The sequence below is a fragment of the Neobacillus sp. DZ-9 genome (assembly GCF_059587065.1).
Genome location: NZ_JCAIOL010000013.1, coordinates 1 through 21,423 on the forward strand (window position 1 = coordinate 1; position 21,423 = coordinate 21,423).

Consider the following 21,423-nt stretch of genomic DNA (forward strand, 5'->3'; position numbering starts at 1 on the left):
TCCAATTAAAAGGGTTATGAAATCCTGCGAATTAGGGAGCATTCGAGAGATATTCGTATTAAACTGAGGGAGTTAAAAAAGAAAAAAACGCTTAATACGTATTTGAAAAAAAAGTCGACAAAAAAAGAAGCTCCATATGGAGTCTTCATTTTGGTTGCCTAGAGTGATGGCGGTTTTAACAGATAGACGTTTTGAAATTGTTTCAAAGTATTATATGTAACTTAATTGATAATGATAATTCCAAATAGTGGTAAATACCACTGTGTATTGTACAAAATTACTGTTGTTTGTATTGTGGTTCCTCGGCTTGAATTTCTTGAAGGCGTGGTTCAAGGCTATCTAGAACTGTTTGTGTTTGTTGTGCTGCTTGTTGATAAAGTTGCTTTGCGTTTTGGTTGTCAGTTGCTAAAGCAAAGGTTTCGAAGCTTGCCTGAGCACTTTTTAAACTTGCTAAAGCTGTTTGAACGTCTTTTCCAACTGTCATTGTTTGAATCCTTCTTTCGTATGAATTTGAAATACGAAAGTATTATGTGGAATTTTAAATTAACTTATGTAATGGACTTGTTAATAAACATAAATAAAAAAGCGCCTGAATGACGCTTCGGTAGAAAATAGCGGTGTAAATGTTTAATTTAACTTTGGGGGATATTGCATATTATGAAGGGTTGTCTTTAAATGCAATGGACAAACGGCGGAGTTCTTTTAAATAAATATTTTAATGAACAATACGGACATATTGTGAAGAAATGTACTTAAGCAACGGGTGCGATGCTTTAAGAGGCGTCGTCTTTTTGTTGTTCCACTAACGGACAGGTTAATGCTAGAAGGATAATTAATTTTGGCTTGGGAAATTTAATAGGTGCTAATCCAAACCTAAATAATCTTATTAGTATATATTATATTGGGAAAAGACATTTCACTCCTTTGGAAGGCACAATTATTGGTGCAAGAGTTGAGGATCAGGGCTGTCATTATGGCAGCCCTTTCTTATTCGACTAACGGGGCAGGATAGTTGAAAAGCGGTGTTTAACTTGTTTCAGCAATCGGTCCAGATTGATGAGTAACGCTTAGCAAGATGAATGGATATTCATGGTAAGGTAAATGAGGTTTGTGAAGAAATTGCTCAATCGAAGGTTTCGTTTGAAAATAAGAATGTTTGTAATTTGCTTTACCTCAAAAAAAGTTCATAAAAAGACACCTCCTACCGAGCCGATAAGAGGTGTTTTATAAAGTCACAAATTAAGAGTTTTGGTTATTATTTTGCTGGGATTGTTGGTTTTGACGACTTACCTCTTGTGCATTTGTTTCGCTAGCAAATTCTGTTCCGAATTGACCAGCTCCAGCTTGTCCACCTTGAGCATTTTGTTGTCTAACCTGTTGGGCGTTAGTTCCAGCTTGAGTTTTGTTTGGTTGTTGATTGTTAGTCATAATAAATCACCTCCACGACAATAATGTGTCCTGAACATAATTTTATTATCCAAAAAAGTTTTAAATTGCTTTACAGCATTTTTCACTTCACTATGAGTGGCTTTAGCAAAATAACTGAGGAACTATTTTTGAAGCTTACTCTTGTTTTTCAATATTCCGCAATCTGGCGCTTTTCTTTAATAAGATGGCGCTTTGTATATAGCAACACATTTAAGGGATTGGAGTTTATTAATGTGTAAAAAAAGATTGTGAAGGATTCTACTTAAACTAAAGGGTGCAAGAGTTTAATAAGGGGTAGCTGCGGCTACCCTTTTCCTGTTCCACTAACGGTGCAGGTTTGTTGAATAAAAAAAGAAAATACTATGTAGAAAAGGTTCCCATAATCAGGGCCTCTTTTGAAAATGCATTAATGAAATTAAATTAAATGAAGAACAGAGCAACTGACATATGTGGTGACAGTGCTGCGAATTGAGATTACTCAGATCTGGGAGACGCCTCCGTCGACAGGGAACTCAGCTCCAGTGGTGTAGGTGGCGTCGAATGCTAGGAATACTACGGCTTTAGCTACCTCGACCGGATCGCCGTAACGCAACATCGGATTCTCCTGGGTCATCTGTGTCTTGATCTGTTCGGCAGCTTCCTTCGGCATTGACCTCTCCAAGATACCTGTGTCAATAGGGCCAGGACTGATTGCGTTGACGCGAATATTTCGAGATAATAACTCTCGTGCCAGACTGCGGGTCATGGAGCGTAACGCCGCTTTACTGGCTGCGTACGTACTGATCATAGGGGTACCCAACACGTTGGAGACTGAGGTGGTAAGTACTACACCGCTTCCTGCGCTCAGTATCGGAGCGAGTTTTTGTACGGTGAAGTACGGTCCTTTGGCATTGATTGTAAATACCTCGTCGTAAGCTTCTTCGGTCACTGACTCGAAGGGAGCAAAGCGCCCCGAGACACCAGCGTTAACGAACAGGGCATCTATTGTTCCAAACTCAGCCTTCACCCGTTCGGCCAACGCGGCGATATCCTTCGACGATGCGGCATCGCTCAAGACTGCGATTGCGTTGTTGCCGAGTTGTTCACTAGCAGAGTCGAGCGTCGTCTGAGTACGCCCTGTGATCAGAACGCGTGCTCCTTCATCCACCAGCAGTTTTGCCGTCGACAGGCCGAATCCGCTACTACCTCCCGTAATCACAATTTTCTTTCCAGAGAATTTCCCATTTCCGAATTGCTCCATATTAATCGTCCTCCCACTGTATAATCCCCAATTGAATGATTGTAAGATTCCCTAAAACTTTGGGGTTTTCTTAATAAATGATTTCTGATAAGGATTTAAACAATTTAGTAACTTTTCACAGTTGATGATTACTTAATTAAGTTTTTCGTTGCATGGTACATTTTCTCGACGTATTCGTCGATTTCATCCCGTGACATACGTAAGCGATTCACAGAGGTACCATAACCGATTTCGTTTTTACCCTCTTCTAATTCTTTGAAAATACCATCTGCGAATGCATCTAATGGTTCTCCAGGCAGACCTGCACCGTTTAAAAAATCTGTATTCACCGCTGGCGGAGCAACTTCAATGACTTCTATTGATGTGTCAGAAAGTTGGTGTCTGAGACTCATTGTAAAGGAATGAAGCGCTGCTTTCGTTGCTGAATAGATAGGTGCAATTACAAATGGAGTAAAAGCTAACCCAGATGTCACATTAATAATAGTTGCCTCTTCTTTAGTTGCAAAAAATGGAGCGAATAACATAGAGAGTTGGAACGGTGCTTCTAGATTTGTTGAGATTTCTTTACTGAAATAACCCCAATCGTTCTTTGAATCAGCCTTTAACACGTTAAAACTTCGTTGGATTCCTGCGTTGTTAATTAAAACATTCACATCCGGATAGTTGGATGTTACCCAGTCAAACAATGCTACACGTTCAGATTCAATAGTCAAATCACTTATACGAGTAATTAGGTTTGGGAGTTTTTCTTTCGCGTTTTGGAGTACCTTTTCACGTCGTCCACAGACAATGACTGTATTCCCAGCCTTTATAAAACGTTCCGCGAAAGCCAATCCTATTCCAGTGCTTCCGCCTGTTATCAATATTGTATTTCCTGAAAGTTTCATTATAGTTCCTCTTTTCCCTTTTTTACTATTTCCTTCAGTACTCACCCTGTTTTCTTTCCTGAATTTGTTTTGTATAGCGTTCAATTTTGAAGTCAATTCCTTTTAGGGATTCTGTCATTAATGAAATTTCATTTAGCACGTTTTGTTTGTGTTGCATCATCATTTCAAGTCTTTTTTCAACGGTAGTGTCACCTTCAATAACCCAGTCCATATATTGCTTAATACTGCTAATCGGCATATTCGTGTTTTTTAAACACAGCACTATTTCAAAGAGCGCCATTTGATAATCTGAAAATAACCGCCTGCCTGCTTCATCTCGCTGGATAAATGGTAGCAAGCCTTTTTTTTCATAATAACGTAACGTTGATTGTGGTAAATTGAATTTGGCTGCGGCTTCGCTAATTGAACAGTAATTCATCTGGAGACCTCCAAAATCTTCATCTTTCGTCGACAGGACTATCATACGACTTAAACCGAGGTTTAAGTCAATAAAAAAACTGAAAAAATTTATTCAAAAATTCCTAGAAAACATAACAAAGATTGTGAAAAGGTGTACTTAAAACCTAGAACCTCTAAATAAAAAAAGACCCCTGGAACCAAGTGATAAATCCGAGGGCACATCTGATCAAGTCAAGCTTCCGCAAGGGCAGAGAGGATTTCCTGCGTTGTGCGAGTGCGCCCAATGCGTGGAAAAATATAATTTTTCACGTGATCGTGCTCCGCTTGAGAAAACCCGGTCATTGCATCGATAGCAAAAATCTGCTGATACCCGTGCATAAACGCCTCCCGAGTCGTATCCACACCAATCCCGGTGGCGATGCCGCATAAGACGATAGTGTCGATTCCTCGGCGGCGCAGTTGCAGGTCGAGCTCCGTTCCGTAAAAAGCTCCCCATTGTTTCTTGGTGATGACGTGATCCGTTTCGGCTACTTTCAATTCCGGGACAATTTGATCCCATTCTTCTGGCAAATATAGTGGTGGGGCAGGTGAATCCAGCTTCGGCTTCGGGATATCCTTCATATCTTTGCTCGATACTCGGATTAGTGCAACCATCGAGCCGTGCTCACGGAAGGCATCTGCCAAGGCGGCTCCGTTAGAAACAACCTGCTCGGCGGAATAAGGGGCATATTGGCTGCCTAGCCATTTTTGCAAATCAATGACAACCAACGCTGTTTTTTGCAAATCCAACAATTTTTCCATTTTCATATTTCTCCTCGTTGTCTATATTTGACCTTTAGTTATAAATAATAAACACAAGGTCATTTATTTTATAGAGTACAAGCATATTCTTGTCGAATTTACGGAGCTCCCCATACAACAGGATCCCAAGTTCCAACCGCTAAGACACCAGTTTAGAGGGCGGCTCATCCGATGGCATAGAGACTGCTTGCTGGAAGTGTACGGCGAAGAAATCTATCCGTATCTGTGGGATATGGTTTCCATCTATCGAGCGATTTTGAAGGAGTATCTATTTTGGCTTGTTTATGAGGAAAAATCGTTATCGCTCGAGGAAACGGCAAATTTCATTTTGGACAAACTCAATGTGCTCTCTAAGCATATGAGGGATTCCAATCGAAAGCCTCTTCTGAAACAAGCTTCTTTCGATAGGTATTTAAGCTGGGGGCTCGAGGACCGCCAAATAGAGAAGGAACAAATCCTTACTGAGCTGTTTCTGAAGATGGATTTGGTCCTTGAGACTCTTCCGTCCAGTGCCAAATATCGTTCGGAGCTAAAAGAAATTTGCCATTTTATCCAGACGGAGGTTAGAAAGGCGGAACCAAATCTCCCTTTGGTACAAGCTTCGCTATACTATTTGGAAAGGGAGAAGGAGTTTAAAAGTTTGGTCGTCCAGTTGAGGAATATTGTTCATTCGGGATTTTAGGTTTTTCCCGCTTTTCGGTCTACCTAAAGGGGCAATACCAACAGTTTTAAGGAATACGAGTAGTGTTAAATAATACAATTTTGAACTGGTGGTTCTTCAACTGATATGAACGAAACTGTCAACCCACCACACCCAAAATGTTTTTATTTGGTGTTTTATTCAGCATGAATAGAGTTATTCCTTGTTCAACTTATAGAACAACAATCCTTTCAGATTTAGCTTGTCAAGGACGTACTTTCCCTTGATAAGCTAAATCCGAAATGGATACAATGCAAAAAGTTGAACTGGAAAACCTTAAAAACTTGGCACGAAGGCAAAAACGCTGACGATGGTATACAAACTGATATTCGTGGGTTGGGTACCACATTTCACTCCATCCGTCACGGAGCTGCCTCGGACTAACGGCGCACGTTCAGTCATGGACCTAGTGCATAGTTGAAGATGAGGGTTCTCCTTCACGGGGATTTGCCTTCGAGCCAAATCTTCAATTTCAAATTACAAAGTTAAGACTTCATACTAAAAACTTCATTTATTTCTCACTTTCAATATAGTTAAGCAACATTCAATTTACTAACTTGTTTATCCTCAATAAAACAAGCCCGCCTAGACCATTTGGATACTAGCTTCATTAACCCCAGCCATTTAGGCTGGGGCATTTTTATTAAAGTCGTTTTTACTTCACTATGTGGGTCTATTGTGTAATATTTCTTATTAAAGTAACGGGTGATTTAACACAATAAGGAATAAAATTTAAAAGCCTAAAATATGCAAGTTTTTATACACTACTTGCGTATTTTGGCTCTTTTTACATTCATAAAAGATACTGCCGTTTATAGCATTTTTTAATTGCCTAATACATTTATATGGTCATAACTATGCCTAAATATTTGTCCTTTCTGCTTTAAATTTCGGAAAAACACATCAATATGAACCCCTTTATAGTCGTGGATGTTTTCATATGCCAACGATTATAATTGAACTGATAGTTCTTATAACTGAAACTTTATTTTAAGAAAATCGTCATAAATAAAAACGCCCAAAAAAAGCGAGTGGATACCTAATGAAAACTAGAAGTAAGCTGGTTCGAATGTGGAAAGTGCTATCGATGGCCTTTGTGATTTTCCTGCAAATCTATTGGTATAAGATTGGCCGCAAACCGAAAGCGGAGTGGGAAAAACTTTGGGGGAAAATAGGGGAACGATTTCGCATAACACTGTTTGAATTAGAAGGCTTGCTCATCAAAATTGGCCAGCTACTAAGCACCCGTGCCGATTTGCTGCCACAACCCTTCATTCGGCAAATTGAAGATCTGACAGATAAAGTACCTCCATCTGAATGGAATGACATTCAGAAAATACTTGAAACCGAATGGGGAAGGTCGCTTCAGCAACATTTCCAAACCATTGAAAAAACAGCCATTGCCTCCGCATCAATTGGAGAAGTATATCAGGGAGTACTAAAAGATGGAACAAAGGTGGCGATTAAAATAAAGCGCCCCCATATCGATTCAATTGTCCAAACAGATTTCCGGATTTTAAGTATCATTATTTGGTTTGCCGCTCACCTGGTACCCATTCCAAAAACGTTTATTAATTTTAAAGTTCTCTTTCAGGAACTCAAACAAGTGATTAAACGAGAACTTGATTATGCAAAAGAACTTAATACCATCCTTTATTTTAGTGAGCGGTATAAGGATATGGATATTGTCCAAATACCGTCTGTGTATGCTGAACTTAGTACCCCCAATGTCCTGGTGATGGAATGGGTGGAAGGAATACGGCTGACAGATTCAGATGCGATAAATCAATTACCTGTAAGCCGGGAGGAGTTGGCACAAAGGCTAATGAAAGTTTTTCTTCCACAATGGCTGGAGCCAGGGACGTTCCATGCAGACCCGCATCCAGGAAATGTGCTGTTATCTAAGGAAGGAAAAATCATTTTACTGGACTTTGGAATGATTGGGGAGATCACCAAAAAAGATGCCACCTATTTTCGAGGGTTAATTGAAAGCTTTCTTTCAAAAAATTTTCCGAAAGCGGTGGATTGCTTATTTCATCTAGGCTTTTTGCTTCCGGAGGCGGATTCCAGAACAATTGAACGGTTATTAGCTGAATTCATGTCGTTCCAAACCGCTCAATTAAAAGAAATGGACCTGATGGCTTTAAAATTAGAAATGAATGATATGATTCAAGCCCTGCCCATTCAAGTTCCAACCAGGTTTGTCTTTTTAGGCCGGTCTTTCGTAACGATTGAAGGGATTATCCGCAATCTAGCTCCTGAGGCGGAACTCATGGATTTAGGAAAACCTGTATTCATCAAGTGGTTAACGAAACAGGGAAACAAATGGTCATTTATCTGGCAATGGCTTCAATCCCAGCCTATCTTTAAGCTGGCTCATTCTGTCAGCGTTTTTTTAAGTACACCACAAAAATTAGAAGAGTTAAAGGAAGTCGAACAAAGGAGACAGTTCCAATTTACCATCTATGAAAATACGAAAAATAGGTTGTTTGCTGGTATATTACTGGGAGTTATAGGGATTGCCGGAGGATGCTATGTATCTAACGCTCTTATTCTTAACTTGTCCATCGGAGTAACCGCAGTCACGGTATTTGGGTATTTGATCAACAGCTATAAACAGAAAAAATGGATGAAGTTTATGCATGAGAAACGGAGAAAATAGATAAATACACCATCAGACATCGCTCGTCCAAAACCAATAAATTCGATCTTTATTAAGCAATTGCTATTGTATTACTTGCAGTAAAAACTTTTGCAATCTTTTCTTCATTGAGCTTTTTCCACCCAACAGAATGGATGCTTATGAGTTAAAAAAGGCTCATAGGGGACGTTTTCCATGCAGATATCAGATGATTAGAGAATCGTTCCTTCATTGAATCAACGATTTTGAGGATGTCAAAAATCTAGAAAAACAAAATTTAATGTGGAAGCAGTATTAGTCCCTATTCATCAAACTATTACTGCACGCGGCCTAGTAATAGGGGCATATTCAAAAGCAATTGATTAGCTTTCAATATAGTTTTCTGGGATTTGAAGGTAATCATCTCACCTGTGCGCTCATAGCAAAGGACCTGTTGAATGACAATAAAGATTTTAATTACAATAAAGTTTTTTAAAAACGCCAATTAGGCAATTCCACAATCGGGCGCAATTCGGAAGCATGAATTGTCCTCTTTCTTTATGTTAAGGACCATTTAATGAAATAAAAAACTCAAGCATGATTGAATATTCATGTTGACATCAGTATGGAGTTTGAAGGTATCTTCTTAAACTATAGGATGCAGGATAGTTACAAAGAGGGAAATTATTAATAACCCTCGAATACTATAAATATCTTTTAAAAATAACTTCGAGTCAGTGAGGAGCTTCTATTATGGCAGAAATAATCAAAATTAGAGGTACTGTGTTCATCGGCGGTATGCTTTATCTACCAGCAATTCAAGATTCTGCAGGCATGATTTACGAATATCAGGGGGATGCAAGGGAATTCACTCCGTATGCGGTAAACACTGGGCGTTGCCGTGTAGAGCAGGAGGTCGTTATTGACTTCATTAAGCAACGAATTACATCTTTCTCCGATACGGGTATTACTGTCCTCAAAATGACAACCCCAGACGGCTTAGTCGAGTACAAACAAGGAAAAGCGTCTACAGTCGGTATTCGAGTTGAAGACGAAGTGTGGAGCGAGGAAACGGTATCATTAACTATGCGAGCGAGTGCAAACAATCCGCTTCGTCCTGATGAGCCGACGGTAGACTACTCTCTGCAGATAAACGCTCATAAGGATGGCTCCGTGAAAGTGAAGGGAAGTCATGATGGGTTTCCGTGTTACGAGTTCTATAAACAATTGGATTTTGGGGATTTTCAACTCCTGCACGCCCATGACTTTCGAAAGACGGGCGATACGCCAGCGGCAATGGCTGGAGATATGGAGTATCATTTTGAAGCATGAGAATCAGTGAATTTCGCCTTCAAGTTGGTCGTATAAAAAGTGCAGGTCATTCAATTAGCTAACGGGTGCTTAGTTTAAGAAGATTGACTATCATAACGGTGGTGCTTTTCTTAAATAAGAAAAGCCCTCTCTGGAGAGAAGGGCTTTTAACAAGGTCTAATAAAGATGCAATAGATTTTCTTGTTCAACTAAAGACTGCTTCGCCTAATTTACAATACCTGTTTCTATCTCTGTATTGGTCGTTTTTTAACAACTTTATCTTTAAAACATGTTTTTCTCAGCTGAATCAACAGTGTGTTTCAGCAACATGGCAATGGTAACAGGGCCTACACCACCGGGCACAGGTGTTATCGCACCTGCAGCCTGATAACAACTCTCATAATCTATATCTCCAATATTTCCTTTGTTATATCCCGCATCTAGGACAACGGAGCCCTCCTTTATCCAACTTCCTTGAATAAATTGGGGCTTACCAACGGCAGCAACCACAATATCTGCTTGTTTTAAAATATCAGGTAAATTAGCCGTTTTAGAATGACAAGTTGTAACCGTAGCATTTTCGTTAAGAAGCAACGCAGAAACAGGCTTACCTAGGATTGGGCTTCTACCAACAACAACGGCATGTTTACCTTCGATTGAAATCTTGTAATATTTTATAATTTCCATAATGGCTGCTGGAGTACATGATGGATAATTTCCAAATCCCAATGCAGTCTGACCGTACCCAGCACTTGTAACACCATCTACATCTTTGCGAATATCGATTGCTTCGAAAGCCATTCGTTCATCAATTTGCGGTGGAACTGGATGTTGTAAAAGGATACCATGTACAGTTGGATCTTCGTTTAATTCTCTAATTGTTTCTAATAATTCGTTTGTCGTTGTTTCTTCAGGCAAATGTACACGAATAGAATTTATACCTAATTTCTTACAAGCATTCCCCTTCATTCTTACGTATGTTTCTGAGGAAGGATTATTACCAACTAAAATCGTGGCAAGGCATGGTGTGACCCCATTGTTTTTTAATGATTCAATTCGTCCTTTTAATTGATCCTTTATATTTTGAGCTACAACATTTCCATCCAAAATGATTTTCTCCATATTTTTCGCCTCCAGGAATGATAATAAAAAAGAGATAAGGACAATATCCTTATCTCTAAAAGGATATTCCTTATCTCTGCCCAGACGACCCGACAATACCAATCACAGCTTCCTTGTGGTCTTTTCCACAGATGTCGTCAGTTACTGTGACTGTTTCATTTATAACAAAAAGATAACATATAAAAGAAAAATGTCAAGATGGCCAAGGGGAGGGTGGTGCTTTCAATTAATAAAAAAATATCTGGAATGAATCGATAAAATCCTATGTAGTTGTGTAATAAGAATAGAGGGAAGGTCAAAGTAATAATTTTTTGATTTAGAATGTTTAGCGTCTAATAATAACCTATTATAATCGTTCAGTAGTTTGTCTAGTTCTTGGCTGCAATAGATCGTTTCTTCATTTTGAAGTCCTTTTGTCATTCCTAAATTAATCATTTCGGCCTTTTTCTCATTTATTGCTGCTTCAAAGTGTTCCAGTCTCATTGCAGATATCACCTCGTGAATTTCAGTAAACTTTTAGTAAAATAATCTAATCTTAATTGAGATGAATTATAGCATTCTTTACCGAATATGGAATAGATTCGATAAAACAAGATAAAAGGAGACAAAAATAGACGAAGAGTGTAGGTTTTCGACACGTGCCATGGGGACGGTTCTTCTGGTTTTAACTAACCACATCAGAAACCATGAGAACCGTATCTGTTGCGTTAAAGCGAACATATGTTCTATAATAGAGCAAGAGGTGATATTATGGAGTTCCTTCTGGATGTTAACTTAACGATCGATGGTTCAGGTGTTTCTTCTAGTGGATATTTTTATGCACGGAATAAAAGCGAAATTCCAAAGGTAGCCTATCAATTCATACAAGACAAAAAATGGGAAAGCGGATTTCGTAAAACAGTCATTAAAAAAGTGATTGTGAACGGGTCAGAAGATATCACTCAGGTAGTAAAAGAAATAGAAAGCCGGCCAATTCCTACATTGGATGATATCTATTGGTAAAAGACAATCATGTAGATCTATGGGAGGATCCAAGGGGACGGTTCTCCCGGTCGTAACCAGCCATGGTCACGATTCCATAAAAGTAAGCAATCGGCTTTTTAAAGAGTGTGTTTTGTTTTATTACTTGGGTAATCGATTAAATGTTATTGAACGTAAGATCAAGGTTACTAAAATAGATATCTAACCAAGAAAGATGCAAATTTAACGAACATAAAGAAATCCGTCATCATATTTTAAATAATCTAATTTAATTTAAAGGGTGGTCATTAATGCCCGCATTTACTGGTAATGTGACAATAAATAGTATAGGAGGGCAAGGGATCGTCGAGTTTGGGGATACACTTTTTATTTCTCCTAAATTTGCAACCAAAACTAACGCCGGTGCAGCTTCTGGTAATACGGGGGGACAAATCTTTATATGTAGTGGAATTAGTCCAATTAATGTTGCACAAACAAATTTAGTGGACCAACCTATAGTTAAAGATAACTAAAGAATTAAGAAAATGTGGATAAAACTGTGGTACAAGGATATTTATTGAAATAGTAAAAAAGTAGAATGTATAACCAGAAAAACGAAACCTTTTTAATTTTCAATCGTATATAATGTTTAGAAACTAAATAATTAATAGTTTTATTGGAGGAGCCTGTCACCAGGGGATAATTATGTCCTGGTGACAGGCTTTTTGTGTATTTTTTACCTTTCTACAAAAGATAATCATTGGAGGTGGTATTCATATGTTAATACTTCAATTAGCAATTATTTTAATCGCAGCAAAAATAGCCGGGAGCTTAAGTGTGAGATTGGGGCAACCCTCAGTTCTTGGCAAACTCCTCATAGGAATTGTGCTCGGACCTTCAGTTTTAGGACTTATTCACGAGACTGAAACTTTAACGGAATTTAGTCAAATAGGTGTTATATTGCTTATGTTTATTGCTGGACTTGAAACAGATATTGATGAATTTAAAAGAACGGGAAAGGCATCAACATTTGTCGGTTTTGGCGGTATTATTGTTCCATTATTCCTGGGTTATTTTGCTGGATTGATGATAAATCTTACATCTATACAATCAATGTTCTTAGGTTTATTGCTATCTGCTACAAGTGTCAGTATCTCTGTTCAAGCACTTAAAGAAATGAACAAATTACAGACCCGTGAAGGTACTACTATTTTAGGTGCTGCTGTAATAGATGATGTCGTTGTTATTATCGCTTTGGCATTCCTTATGAGTTTTGCTGGTGGCGATGTTAATTTAACAATGGTTGTATTGATGAAGGCATTATTCTTTGCAGGAGCAATTCTTGTAGGTTGGAAAGTAGTTCCTTGGTTCTTGAATAAATTTTCTTCATTAAAAGTAACAGAAACCGTCATTTCATCTGCATTAATTACTTGTTTTGTTTTTGCTTATCTGGCAGAATACACAGGAGTTGCTGCAATAATCGGGGCATATATAGCGGGCGTGGCAATAAGTGTAACAAATTTTAAACACGAGGTAACTGAGAAAGTTGAGACCATTAGTTATTCGATATTTGTTCCTGTATTCTTTACATCCATTGGTGTTACTGCCCAATTTTCTGGTATCAGTGAAAATTTAGGAATAATTGTATCTTTAAGTATATTAGCGATACTAACAAAATTAATTGGAGCTTCAATTGGAGCAAAATTATCTGGGTTTAATTGGAATAGCTCTTTAGGGATTGGTTCTGCAATGGTATCTAGGGGAGAAGTAGCACTCATTATTGCTGCAATTGGCTTAGAAAATGGTTTGTTAACTCAAGATATGTTTGCGGTTATTATCGTTGTGGTATTAATTACAACAATTGTTACTCCACCAATGATGAAGTGGTTCTTCAAATCAAAGCAGGCAACTACACAAGTTAATTAGACGATAATCGATACGGTAGCAAAAATTGCTGCCGTCTTTTATTGCATATGAATAATGTCTTTCAATTCAAACACCTTTTTTGTTAATCTTTTTTATTAGGACCTATTAAGCTAAAGGGCTGATTACTGGAAGGTTTGGTCAATTGAATATAAAAAATCAACGGTTAGAATACTTACCAAAAATAAATATTAACTTAATATTCAAAATATTAAATCTCGATAGGGTTAAAGTAAGATAAAAATAAAAAGGACAATCATGTAAAATGACCGTTCTTTTACTTATTTTAACTGCAGTAATAGTAATAAAAAATCGGAATTTCTTTTTTAAGTTAGAATATCACGAAAAATGATATAGTTTTGATATTGATCCTTAAATTGTAACTTTAACAAAGGTGACTAAAAGAAATTCGGAATTTAGTTGAATGATTTTCGAATGTTAAAATCAAAATAAATAGGGATTAGGTGCTTAAACACAGACCAATGGTACTTTTTTGCGTTATATAGGACGCACAATAACACGAGAATATGCGATAATATCAAGTGTTTTCTACTTCGGTAGAAAGCTCTTTTTTTCTTTATTAATACGTTTATCAGGCTAATGGTCATTATTGGACGTTTGAAGATTTAGGGCTTTTATCTTTGTATTTCTTTTTTATAAGAGCCACAAACAAAAGAAAAAGCGGAAGCATGATTTCCATAAAGGGAAAATAAAAAGAACCAGCCGTAGTAAAGAATTGCCCCATCTGTTGAAAATTTGGAGCTACCCATATACTGAATATAACTTGAAGAAATCCAATTGGAAGTACTAACGATTTGTAATCAGACACATTCAACCAATGAGCTACCCCAAGTACAAGCGCGTAATAAATAAGCGAAAACTTAATAAACATACCAGTAATCCAAACTGCTATGACAATCGATTCAACATGCTCGAAAAAATGAGCAAGGCTGATATACCTAAAAACATTCATTACTGGATATACCAAATCCGTGGTAGTCCCGCCAAATACAAAAATGGTAGTCAAATTTGTAATCACCATGGTCAGTGTGATAGCCATTACTGAAAACATCCCCCATTTTCCTCCCTTTTCTTCCTTCAAAAAGGGCAGCAAAAAAGACATGTAAATAAAATCACCAAACCACTCAATTGGAAAAAAAGCACCTTTTAAAGAGGGTTTAATCCCATTTCCCATGACAGGAAGCATGTTACGTGGTTCCATATCAGGAAGAACCATCAACCCCATCAGCAGAAGAGGAAGCATGAACAATGGAAGAAAAACCAGTCCTGCGCGGGCAATCACTTCCACTCCTCCTTTTACAGCAAATGCACTAACTAGTGCCATACCAACAATCACCAATATGATTGGGGTTTTTGGAAGGACGGAGGTGATGATGAACTCGGCATACTCACGTATAACGAAACCGTTGTTATGAAGAAAAAAAAACAAGTAGTAAATCCCGAGTGTTTTCCCAATTAAACGCCCCAAAATATTCTCACTGTACTGAATAATATTCTTTCCGGGAAAATGCTTGTGCAATTGAAGAAAAACAAGGACTATCAGTAAGCCAATAGGACAGGCCCATATCGGGGCTATCCAAAGATCCTGCTTTGCATATGTTGCTGTAATAGAAGGAACTGTAAGAATTGCTGTAGCTAGGATGCCAGGATACATTATCACGCCCATCTGAAAAGCAGAAATTTTCCCTTTTTCAATCATTTTCTTTTCTCCTTTTTTCTATCACTTTTTACCACACTACACTTTTCCTTTGTTATTCTCATAAAAAACATGTAGAAAATCTCTTACATCGATAATATTCTTTATATGTTATGGATTAGTAGGAGCAGGATGTCTTTTTTTTCCTCATCTTTTTCTGGATGATTGCGATCAGAAGGAGCAACATCGGAATGAATGTCATTATAGTTGGTATATAAAAAGGGGAGATTGTCCTTAAAAACTGGCCCAATTCTTGCCCATTGGGAGTTGCCCAAATACAAACTAGACTTACAAGAAAACCAATCGGAAACACAATCGGCCGGTAGTCGGAAAGATTTAACCATTGTGCTGTTCCCAGAACAAGTACATAATAGAACACCGAAATTTTGATGAACGCCCCCATCACCCAAATAATGACCACGACTGCCTCAAGATGTTCAAAAAAACTAGCAACACTAATGTATCGGAAAGCAAAAAGCACTGGGAAGGCATAACTTGTTACTGATTCACCATACAAGAGAAGGCAAACGATATTGGTAATAACTAGATGTAACATAATAACAATCACTGAGATTATTCCCCATTTTCCCCCTTTTTCACGATCCGTTAAAAAGGGAAGAAACATTGAGATAAGGGAGACTTCGCTAAACCAACCTTGCGGAATTACAGCACCCAGGATTGAGGGCATCATACCATGCACCATGATTGGAACGATATTCTCTAGTTTTAAGTCAGGAATCAGTAAAATAAACAGTAACGGCGGAGCCATAAATATTGGAACAAACACTTGAGCAGCTCTTCCCAACACTTCCAAACCACTGAGTACTGTAAAAGCACAGACCAAAATCATCCCCCCCATGATTACGCTCATCGGGGTTCTCGGCAAAAAAGCAGCAATAATGAAATCCGCATACTCCCTGGTTATAATGCCACTTGAATGCAATAAAAAGAACAGATAGATAAGCCCAATGATTTTTCCTGGAATCCGTCCGATAATATCCCCACTGTACTGAATAATCGATTTTGCTGGATAGTGCTTATGCAATTGATACACGATAAACAAACTAAAAAATCCAACGAGTGAACCCACAATTGGCGAAATCCACATATCACGACCCGCGACCCTGGTGGTAACGGATGGAACCACAAGAACAGCAGTTGCTGTGACTGTGGGTACTATCATAAGAGCCATTTGAAAGGCAGAAATTTTTCCTTTCTCAATCATGCTGTTTTCTCCTTTTTAACATCCCATGATCTTACTATTTCTCAATCAACTTACCAAGCGGTTTAAAAAGTTTTTCAATCATCTGTGTAGGCCCTGGCATGTCTGGAAAGAACACAAGGAGGGTGGCAAGCAACCATCCCATCGCCGTTAAGGTTACAAAGGCCGCTTTTTCCTTTTTTTGATTTTGCTTCATTTTTGGCCATTCATATAATATGAGTAGTACCACACCTACTGTTATTGCAAACACAATCCATATCATTTCTTTTCTACCTCATTTTCTGGAACACCCGCTGGTGTTGTAGTCAAACCAGGTCGGCGTATATGCGTTTTAATGGCTATTTTTACTTCTACCTGCGGAAGGACCTTATCCCAATGATCTTTGACTTTCTCCCATTCTTTTGGGTATTTACGGTGAAACGCATCTGCAAAACCAAACGCATCTACATTCATCCCGTTCTTTACTTGTTTAAGGGATAGGTTCAATCGTTGTTTGATGTCCTTCTCTAACTCCTTTTGTATCCTCTTTGTAATGTCAGTGCTCATAATGTCTAAATGGCTTCCATTTTGCACAATCGTTCCTTCAGATGTGATTTTTGCTAAGATTTTCCATTTTCCATTCTTGATTGTAGGGATGAGCTTTGTCTTTTCACGTATGGGATCTAACGATATCGTTTCTCCTTTTTTGGGGTTTACCGTTACCGCAGTTACTTCGACTTCATTTCGTAACCACAGCAGTCCTCTAGTTGCTTTAATATCAATTTGACCGACCATTTTATCTTTCTTGAAAATAGCCGTCCCGATTATATTAGCAATCGTTTCTTGTTTGTTTTCAGTCATTGTCGGTAATTTGTTAATCAATGGCAGGAGAGCCGCACCTGTATCACCTTTTAACATCTGTTCAAAATCTTTCACGGTAATTCTCATACCAATATGCATCTCAGAAAGCTTTCGAAGCGCTTGTCCCACAAATAGCTCTAAAGGTGGCTGTAATTCAAGAATATTGGCTGCTTTGCCTACACTAACAAACAAATCGGCACGTTCTCGAGGTTCTGGGTGGCGAAGCCAAAAGTCAATTTGCTTATGTACGCCTCCTGCTTTAGCAAGCTTTGTCCCGATTATATAAACTTTACAATGTCCCCAAAAGATTTTACGCGGAAATTCTGTCTGGAGCTTTGACGCGGCATCAGCCATATTTTCTCCAATCGCTGATCTTACCAAGACGGTGGGGCCGCCTCCGCCTCCGCCTGCCCCCGCTCCCTGCTGCCCGCCGCTCACAGCCCGAGGAATCAAAATTTGAATGGTTAGCTTGATGTTTTCCCCTTTTTCTTTGTCAATGGCAGCCCCCAATACCAGTGCCGTGTCATTCACTTCCCTTCTGTCCCAGCAACCGGTAAGCAGGAAACTAGCCGAAAACAAGAGAAGAACGAGGAATAATTTTTTTATGCTTTGAGACAAAAAGTGGTTCATCTTTACACACATCCTTCTCGTTTTTTCTTCACACTACGATTCGTCTCCTTTTCCCGGATTCGGTTTTTGCCCGGGAGCTTGTCGAGATGGATTGTATTCACCAGTTAAATGGGGGCGTTTATTCATCCCCCACCATGGCGCTCGAATCAAGGTATCTTTCAATTCATTCTTCTTCATAGGAGCGATTGGTGAAAGGTATGGTTCCCCAAACGAACGCAACCCGCATAAATGGACGACGATTATTATCACCCCAAGTATTATTCCAAGCAACCCCAGCGAACCGGCAAGCAACATAATAGGAAAACGGAGCATCCGTAACGCAATCCCTTGTGTATAGTGCGGAACCATAAAGGACGAAACGCCTGTAATCGCAACAAAGATAACCATCGGAGCGGAAACTAATCCGGCTTGAACGGCAGCTTGACCGACGATTAAAGCGCCAACAATACTAACAGCAGCCCCGACCTGTTTCGGAAGCCGAACCCCTGCTTCACGCAGCGCTTCAAATGTTATCTCCATCATTAATGCTTCCACAAGTGCCGGAAAGGGGACAGTTTCCCGTGAAGAAAACATACTAATCAGCAAGGCTGTCGGCACCATCTCCTGATGGTAGGTTAGAACCGCAACATATAGAGATGGCAAAAGAAGAGACATCAACATAAACACAAAACGCAACAAGCGGATAGCTGAGCTGATCAGGAAACGCTGATAATAGTCCTCTGGCGACTGCAGTAAGGAAAAAAAGTTAATCGGAGCAATTAAGACAAAGGGAGTACCGTCTACTAAAATCACCACACGCCCCTCCAGGAGATTAGCAGCGGCTACATCCGGTCTCTCTGTATTGATAAGCTGAGGAAAAGGTGAATAGGGATTGTCTTCAATCAGTTCCTCGATATAGCCACTTTCCAATACACTGTCTATGTCGATGCGCTGTAACCGGTTTTCGACTTCCTCAATGAGGGTTTGATCTGCAAGTCCTTTCATGTACGCAATTACAACATGAGTATCCGTATAGCGCCCAATCTTCATCGATTTCATTTTGAGGTCAGGGCTTTTGATTTTACGTCTGAGTAGGGAGGTATTGACGTGCAATGCTTCAACAAAACCTTCCCGTGGCCCCCGCACGACACTCTCTGCCTGTGGTTCTTCAATCGATCGTTTTTCCCATTTGCACAACCCCAAGGCAAGTCCGACCATTTCTTGTTCTACTAAAAGAACGGGAAACCCGACAGAGATATACTCTATGCACTCTGTAAACGTTTTGACTTCTTTCATTTTTGAAATATGTATCTTTTTCTCTATCAATTCACGTGGAAGAACCCTGCCTTCTGTTTCTGCCGCAAGTGGAGCGAGTACATTATCATCAACCTCTTCAAGATTAGATAAGCCCTCAATAAATATAAGAACGGCTCTTGTTTGTCCACCAATCAAAAATGTCCGAAAGACTACATCCATGCAATCCTGATACATGGAGTGAAAGACCTGCAAGTTTTCATCCAGATCGGAAGAAAGCAAACCTTTTTGCCCGTTAAACTGTTGTTGTGTATTGAGTTGTATTTGCTCATGGAACCTTTTTCGATTTTTTCGAAACAACATGGACGCGCCTTCCTTTTGTTCAAGGTTGTATGGAAAATCGTGGTGAAACTTATTTTTATTTTGCGATATATCTAGTGAATCTATCCTGTTTAATTGGAAATTTATTCAACCATTTCAATATAACGTTTATTTATGTTTCTTTAGTACATGTGGAAAACATATGTATCTATAAACCACTCAGCCTCATTTATTTTGTCTAAAGGTAGAGGTCTAGCTATTTCAGGTAGGGTTTGTGATTTGTATAAAAAACATTATTTAGTAAAAAATACAAACGTGAAAATTTCCTATTTTTGAATATCTAAAGGGGAAATAATATGGAAAGCGAGAACCGGCAACGATTGCGCAAAATTTTAAAAAAGATATTTCGTATTTATGGAGTACTATATTTCGTTAGAGGAATAGAATTCTTAGCATATTTACATTGGGATACATACTGGTATGGCTTAAAACTTATGCTATTCGGCTTACTTTATTGGAATCAAGATAAACTATGGTCTCTAGTTGAACAAGAGGGGTATCAAGACAATAAATAATAAGGGGAAGAGGAAAAATAAACATAAGACAATTGGAAAATAAAGGGGAATAAATAGATAATGATCGAAAAAGGGAAAATCTCAGCTCTTCAGATGGGTATGATACTATATATTATCGTATTAGCCACATCTATTTTGTCTCTTCCAGCAGTTGCAGGAAAAGACGCAAAACAAGATCTTTGGCTATCACCGATATGGGCGTCGATTATTGGTTTTTTAGTGGTGTTTATTCTCTTGAAACTGAATACTTATTATCCTAAGCAAAATATCGTTCAGTATAGCGAACATATAATTGGAAAGTTTGCTAGCAAGATCCTTGGTTTTCTTTTTTTGTTTTTCCATCTGTTTTTGAATGGGATTGTCTTACGTGAGTATGCTGAGTTTATTGCAAACTTCCTTCCCAAGACTCCACTACTAGTGGTAATAGCTAGTCTGGTTTTAGTCTGTGCGTCTGTTGCATATGGAGGACTAGAAGTGTTAGCACGTGTGACACAAACTTTTTTTCCATTATTTATTTTTCCCCTCCTGATAATGGGGGTTCTTCTTTTACCCGATATGAAAGTCCAAAATATGCTTCCAATTATGGGCAATGGTATTTTACCTTCTTTACAAGGTGCGATTCCAATTCAATCATGGCTGGGTGACTTTATATATATTAGTTTTTTTCTTCCATTTTTGAAAAATCCAGAAAAGGGACGGAAATGGGGCTTAATTTCTCTTGTAACAGTTGTACTAACGATGGTGTTTACAAATTTAATTACGATTTTTATACTGGATGGTATTATTCAAGAAGAGCTATATCCAGTAATGAATGTTGCTAGGTATATCAGTCTCGGCCAATTTTTTGAGCATCTTGAATCAATTGTAATGGCTATATGGGTTACAGGAATATTTATAAAAATTTCAGCCATTTATTATGTGCTCGTACTTGGGGCAGCTCAGTGCCTAAACGTAAAAGATTATAAGCCATTTGTCTTCCCATTTGGTTTTCTACAAATAATATTTGGTTTTTGGGTAGCAACTAGTTATCAGCAACTAGTTTCTTTTTTATCTAAAAGTGGAATTTTTTACTTTTTTTCTTTTGAAGTTGTAATCCCTCTTTTTCTTTTTCTTATTGCATTTATAAAAAACATAAAAATAAAAAGAACGAATCCTGCCAATATCCAATAACAATCATTATGCTAAATTAGCAACTATACGAAGAACCGAGAAGTACTTAGAAACCAAAATAAATAATGAATAGGGAAGAATTTTAAGAGTAAAAGAAATGATCGCTGCGGCGGTCATTTCTTTTGTTTTACTAACGAGGCAGGGGAGTAGAAAAAGAAAATAGTAAAACACAAGTAATTTTATGTACCTAGCGCTTTATTAGCTTATTTACTTTTTGGTTAATTTTATAAACATAAAGGAAGAGTATTGAAGTATAAATGGTGGTGAGTATTCCAGCTCCAACAGCCATAAAAAAGATGGTAGCAAGTTTTTTCTGGGTAGCTC

Annotated in this window: 20 protein-coding genes and 1 riboswitch; of the genes, 7 read left to right on the top strand and 13 right to left on the bottom strand. The window is 38.4% G+C overall.

Annotated features, from left to right (window positions below):
• Positions 1-277: 277 nt before the first annotated feature.
• The 6 genes from AC59HZ_RS26390 to AC59HZ_RS26415 form a co-directional block, all read right to left on the bottom strand.
• Entirely contained in the window at positions 278-484 is a 207-nt protein-coding gene (locus AC59HZ_RS26390) for a DUF1657 domain-containing protein (RefSeq protein ID WP_496548739.1), read from the bottom strand.
• Positions 485-1,239: 755 nt separating this feature from the next.
• Entirely contained in the window at positions 1,240-1,428 is a 189-nt protein-coding gene (locus AC59HZ_RS26395) for a gamma-type small acid-soluble spore protein (RefSeq protein ID WP_496548740.1), read from the bottom strand.
• 478 nt (positions 1,429-1,906) lie between these two features.
• Positions 1,907-2,668 carry an SDR family oxidoreductase gene (locus AC59HZ_RS26400; protein ID WP_496548741.1) on the bottom strand — a complete coding sequence of 254 codons (762 nt, stop codon included), beginning with the start codon at positions 2,666-2,668 and terminating at the stop codon, positions 1,907-1,909.
• A 128-nt stretch (positions 2,669-2,796) separates the two neighbouring features.
• A complete protein-coding gene (locus AC59HZ_RS26405; protein WP_496548742.1) occupies positions 2,797-3,555 on the bottom strand; it encodes an SDR family oxidoreductase in 759 nt (252 codons plus the stop codon).
• 34 nt (positions 3,556-3,589) lie between these two features.
• Complete coding sequence (locus AC59HZ_RS26410) at positions 3,590-3,973, bottom strand: MerR family transcriptional regulator (protein ID WP_496548743.1); 384 nt, start codon at positions 3,971-3,973, stop codon at positions 3,590-3,592.
• Between the two features lie 212 nt (positions 3,974-4,185).
• Complete coding sequence (locus AC59HZ_RS26415; protein ID WP_496548744.1) at positions 4,186-4,755, bottom strand: hydrolase; 570 nt, start codon at positions 4,753-4,755, stop codon at positions 4,186-4,188.
• A 187-nt stretch (positions 4,756-4,942) separates the two neighbouring features.
• On the opposite strand from AC59HZ_RS26415, the gene AC59HZ_RS26420 reads away from it, so the two are divergent.
• From AC59HZ_RS26420 to AC59HZ_RS26430, 3 genes are all read left to right on the top strand, one after another.
• The gene (locus AC59HZ_RS26420) at positions 4,943-5,437 is read left to right on the top strand and encodes a hypothetical protein (RefSeq protein WP_496548745.1); all 495 of its coding nucleotides are present in this window, start codon (positions 4,943-4,945) and stop codon (positions 5,435-5,437) included.
• Positions 5,438-6,497: 1,060 nt separating this feature from the next.
• Positions 6,498-8,117: an ABC1 kinase family protein gene (locus AC59HZ_RS26425; RefSeq protein ID WP_496548746.1), complete on the top strand. Its 1,620-nt coding sequence runs from the start codon at positions 6,498-6,500 to the stop codon at positions 8,115-8,117.
• 711 nt (positions 8,118-8,828) lie between these two features.
• Positions 8,829-9,407 (top strand): DUF3238 domain-containing protein, encoded by a 579-nt coding sequence (locus tag AC59HZ_RS26430; RefSeq protein ID WP_496548747.1) that lies wholly within the window; start codon positions 8,829-8,831, stop codon positions 9,405-9,407.
• Between the two features lie 261 nt (positions 9,408-9,668).
• Here the strand turns inward: AC59HZ_RS26430 and AC59HZ_RS26435 are convergent, their stop codons facing one another.
• Positions 9,669-10,508, bottom strand: coding sequence for a bifunctional 5,10-methylenetetrahydrofolate dehydrogenase/5,10-methenyltetrahydrofolate cyclohydrolase (locus tag AC59HZ_RS26435; protein WP_496548867.1), 840 nt, complete (start codon positions 10,506-10,508; stop codon positions 9,669-9,671).
• 71 nt (positions 10,509-10,579) lie between these two features.
• Positions 10,580-10,663: riboswitch (ZMP/ZTP riboswitch) on the bottom strand.
• Between the two features lie 67 nt (positions 10,664-10,730).
• The gene (locus tag AC59HZ_RS26440; RefSeq protein WP_496548748.1) at positions 10,731-10,991 is read right to left on the bottom strand and encodes a Spo0E family sporulation regulatory protein-aspartic acid phosphatase; all 261 of its coding nucleotides are present in this window, start codon (positions 10,989-10,991) and stop codon (positions 10,731-10,733) included.
• A gap of 267 nt (positions 10,992-11,258) precedes the next feature.
• On the opposite strand from AC59HZ_RS26440, the gene AC59HZ_RS26445 reads away from it, so the two are divergent.
• The 3 genes from AC59HZ_RS26445 to AC59HZ_RS26455 all read left to right on the top strand — a co-directional run bounded on the left by AC59HZ_RS26445 (position 11,259) and on the right by AC59HZ_RS26455 (position 13,394).
• Positions 11,259-11,510, top strand: coding sequence for a hypothetical protein (locus AC59HZ_RS26445; RefSeq protein WP_430067222.1), 252 nt, complete (start codon positions 11,259-11,261; stop codon positions 11,508-11,510).
• Positions 11,511-11,779: 269 nt separating this feature from the next.
• On the top strand, positions 11,780-12,001 hold the full coding sequence (locus tag AC59HZ_RS26450; RefSeq protein WP_496548749.1) for a spore germination protein: 222 nt from the start codon (positions 11,780-11,782) through the stop codon (positions 11,999-12,001).
• A 244-nt stretch (positions 12,002-12,245) separates the two neighbouring features.
• On the top strand, positions 12,246-13,394 hold the full coding sequence (locus AC59HZ_RS26455) for a cation:proton antiporter (protein WP_496548750.1): 1,149 nt from the start codon (positions 12,246-12,248) through the stop codon (positions 13,392-13,394).
• A gap of 604 nt (positions 13,395-13,998) precedes the next feature.
• Here AC59HZ_RS26455 and AC59HZ_RS26460 read toward each other — a convergent pair.
• From AC59HZ_RS26460 to AC59HZ_RS26480, 5 genes are all read right to left on the bottom strand, one after another.
• The gene (locus tag AC59HZ_RS26460; RefSeq protein ID WP_496548751.1) at positions 13,999-15,111 is read right to left on the bottom strand and encodes a GerAB/ArcD/ProY family transporter; all 1,113 of its coding nucleotides are present in this window, start codon (positions 15,109-15,111) and stop codon (positions 13,999-14,001) included.
• 115 nt (positions 15,112-15,226) lie between these two features.
• A complete protein-coding gene (locus AC59HZ_RS26465) occupies positions 15,227-16,333 on the bottom strand; it encodes a GerAB/ArcD/ProY family transporter (RefSeq protein WP_496548752.1) in 1,107 nt (368 codons plus the stop codon).
• Positions 16,334-16,367: 34 nt separating this feature from the next.
• On the bottom strand, positions 16,368-16,592 hold the full coding sequence (locus AC59HZ_RS26470; protein ID WP_496548753.1) for a hypothetical protein: 225 nt from the start codon (positions 16,590-16,592) through the stop codon (positions 16,368-16,370).
• A complete protein-coding gene (locus tag AC59HZ_RS26475) occupies positions 16,589-17,812 on the bottom strand; it encodes a Ger(x)C family spore germination protein (protein WP_496548754.1) in 1,224 nt (407 codons plus the stop codon). The genes AC59HZ_RS26470 and AC59HZ_RS26475 overlap by 4 nt, the downstream gene beginning before the upstream one ends.
• 21 nt (positions 17,813-17,833) lie before the next feature.
• The gene (locus AC59HZ_RS26480; RefSeq protein ID WP_496548755.1) at positions 17,834-19,396 is read right to left on the bottom strand and encodes a spore germination protein; all 1,563 of its coding nucleotides are present in this window, start codon (positions 19,394-19,396) and stop codon (positions 17,834-17,836) included.
• Positions 19,397-19,989: 593 nt separating this feature from the next.
• On the opposite strand from AC59HZ_RS26480, the gene AC59HZ_RS26485 reads away from it, so the two are divergent.
• Entirely contained in the window at positions 19,990-21,099 is a 1,110-nt protein-coding gene (locus AC59HZ_RS26485; protein WP_496548756.1) for a GerAB/ArcD/ProY family transporter, read from the top strand.
• Positions 21,100-21,423 lie beyond the last annotated feature (324 nt).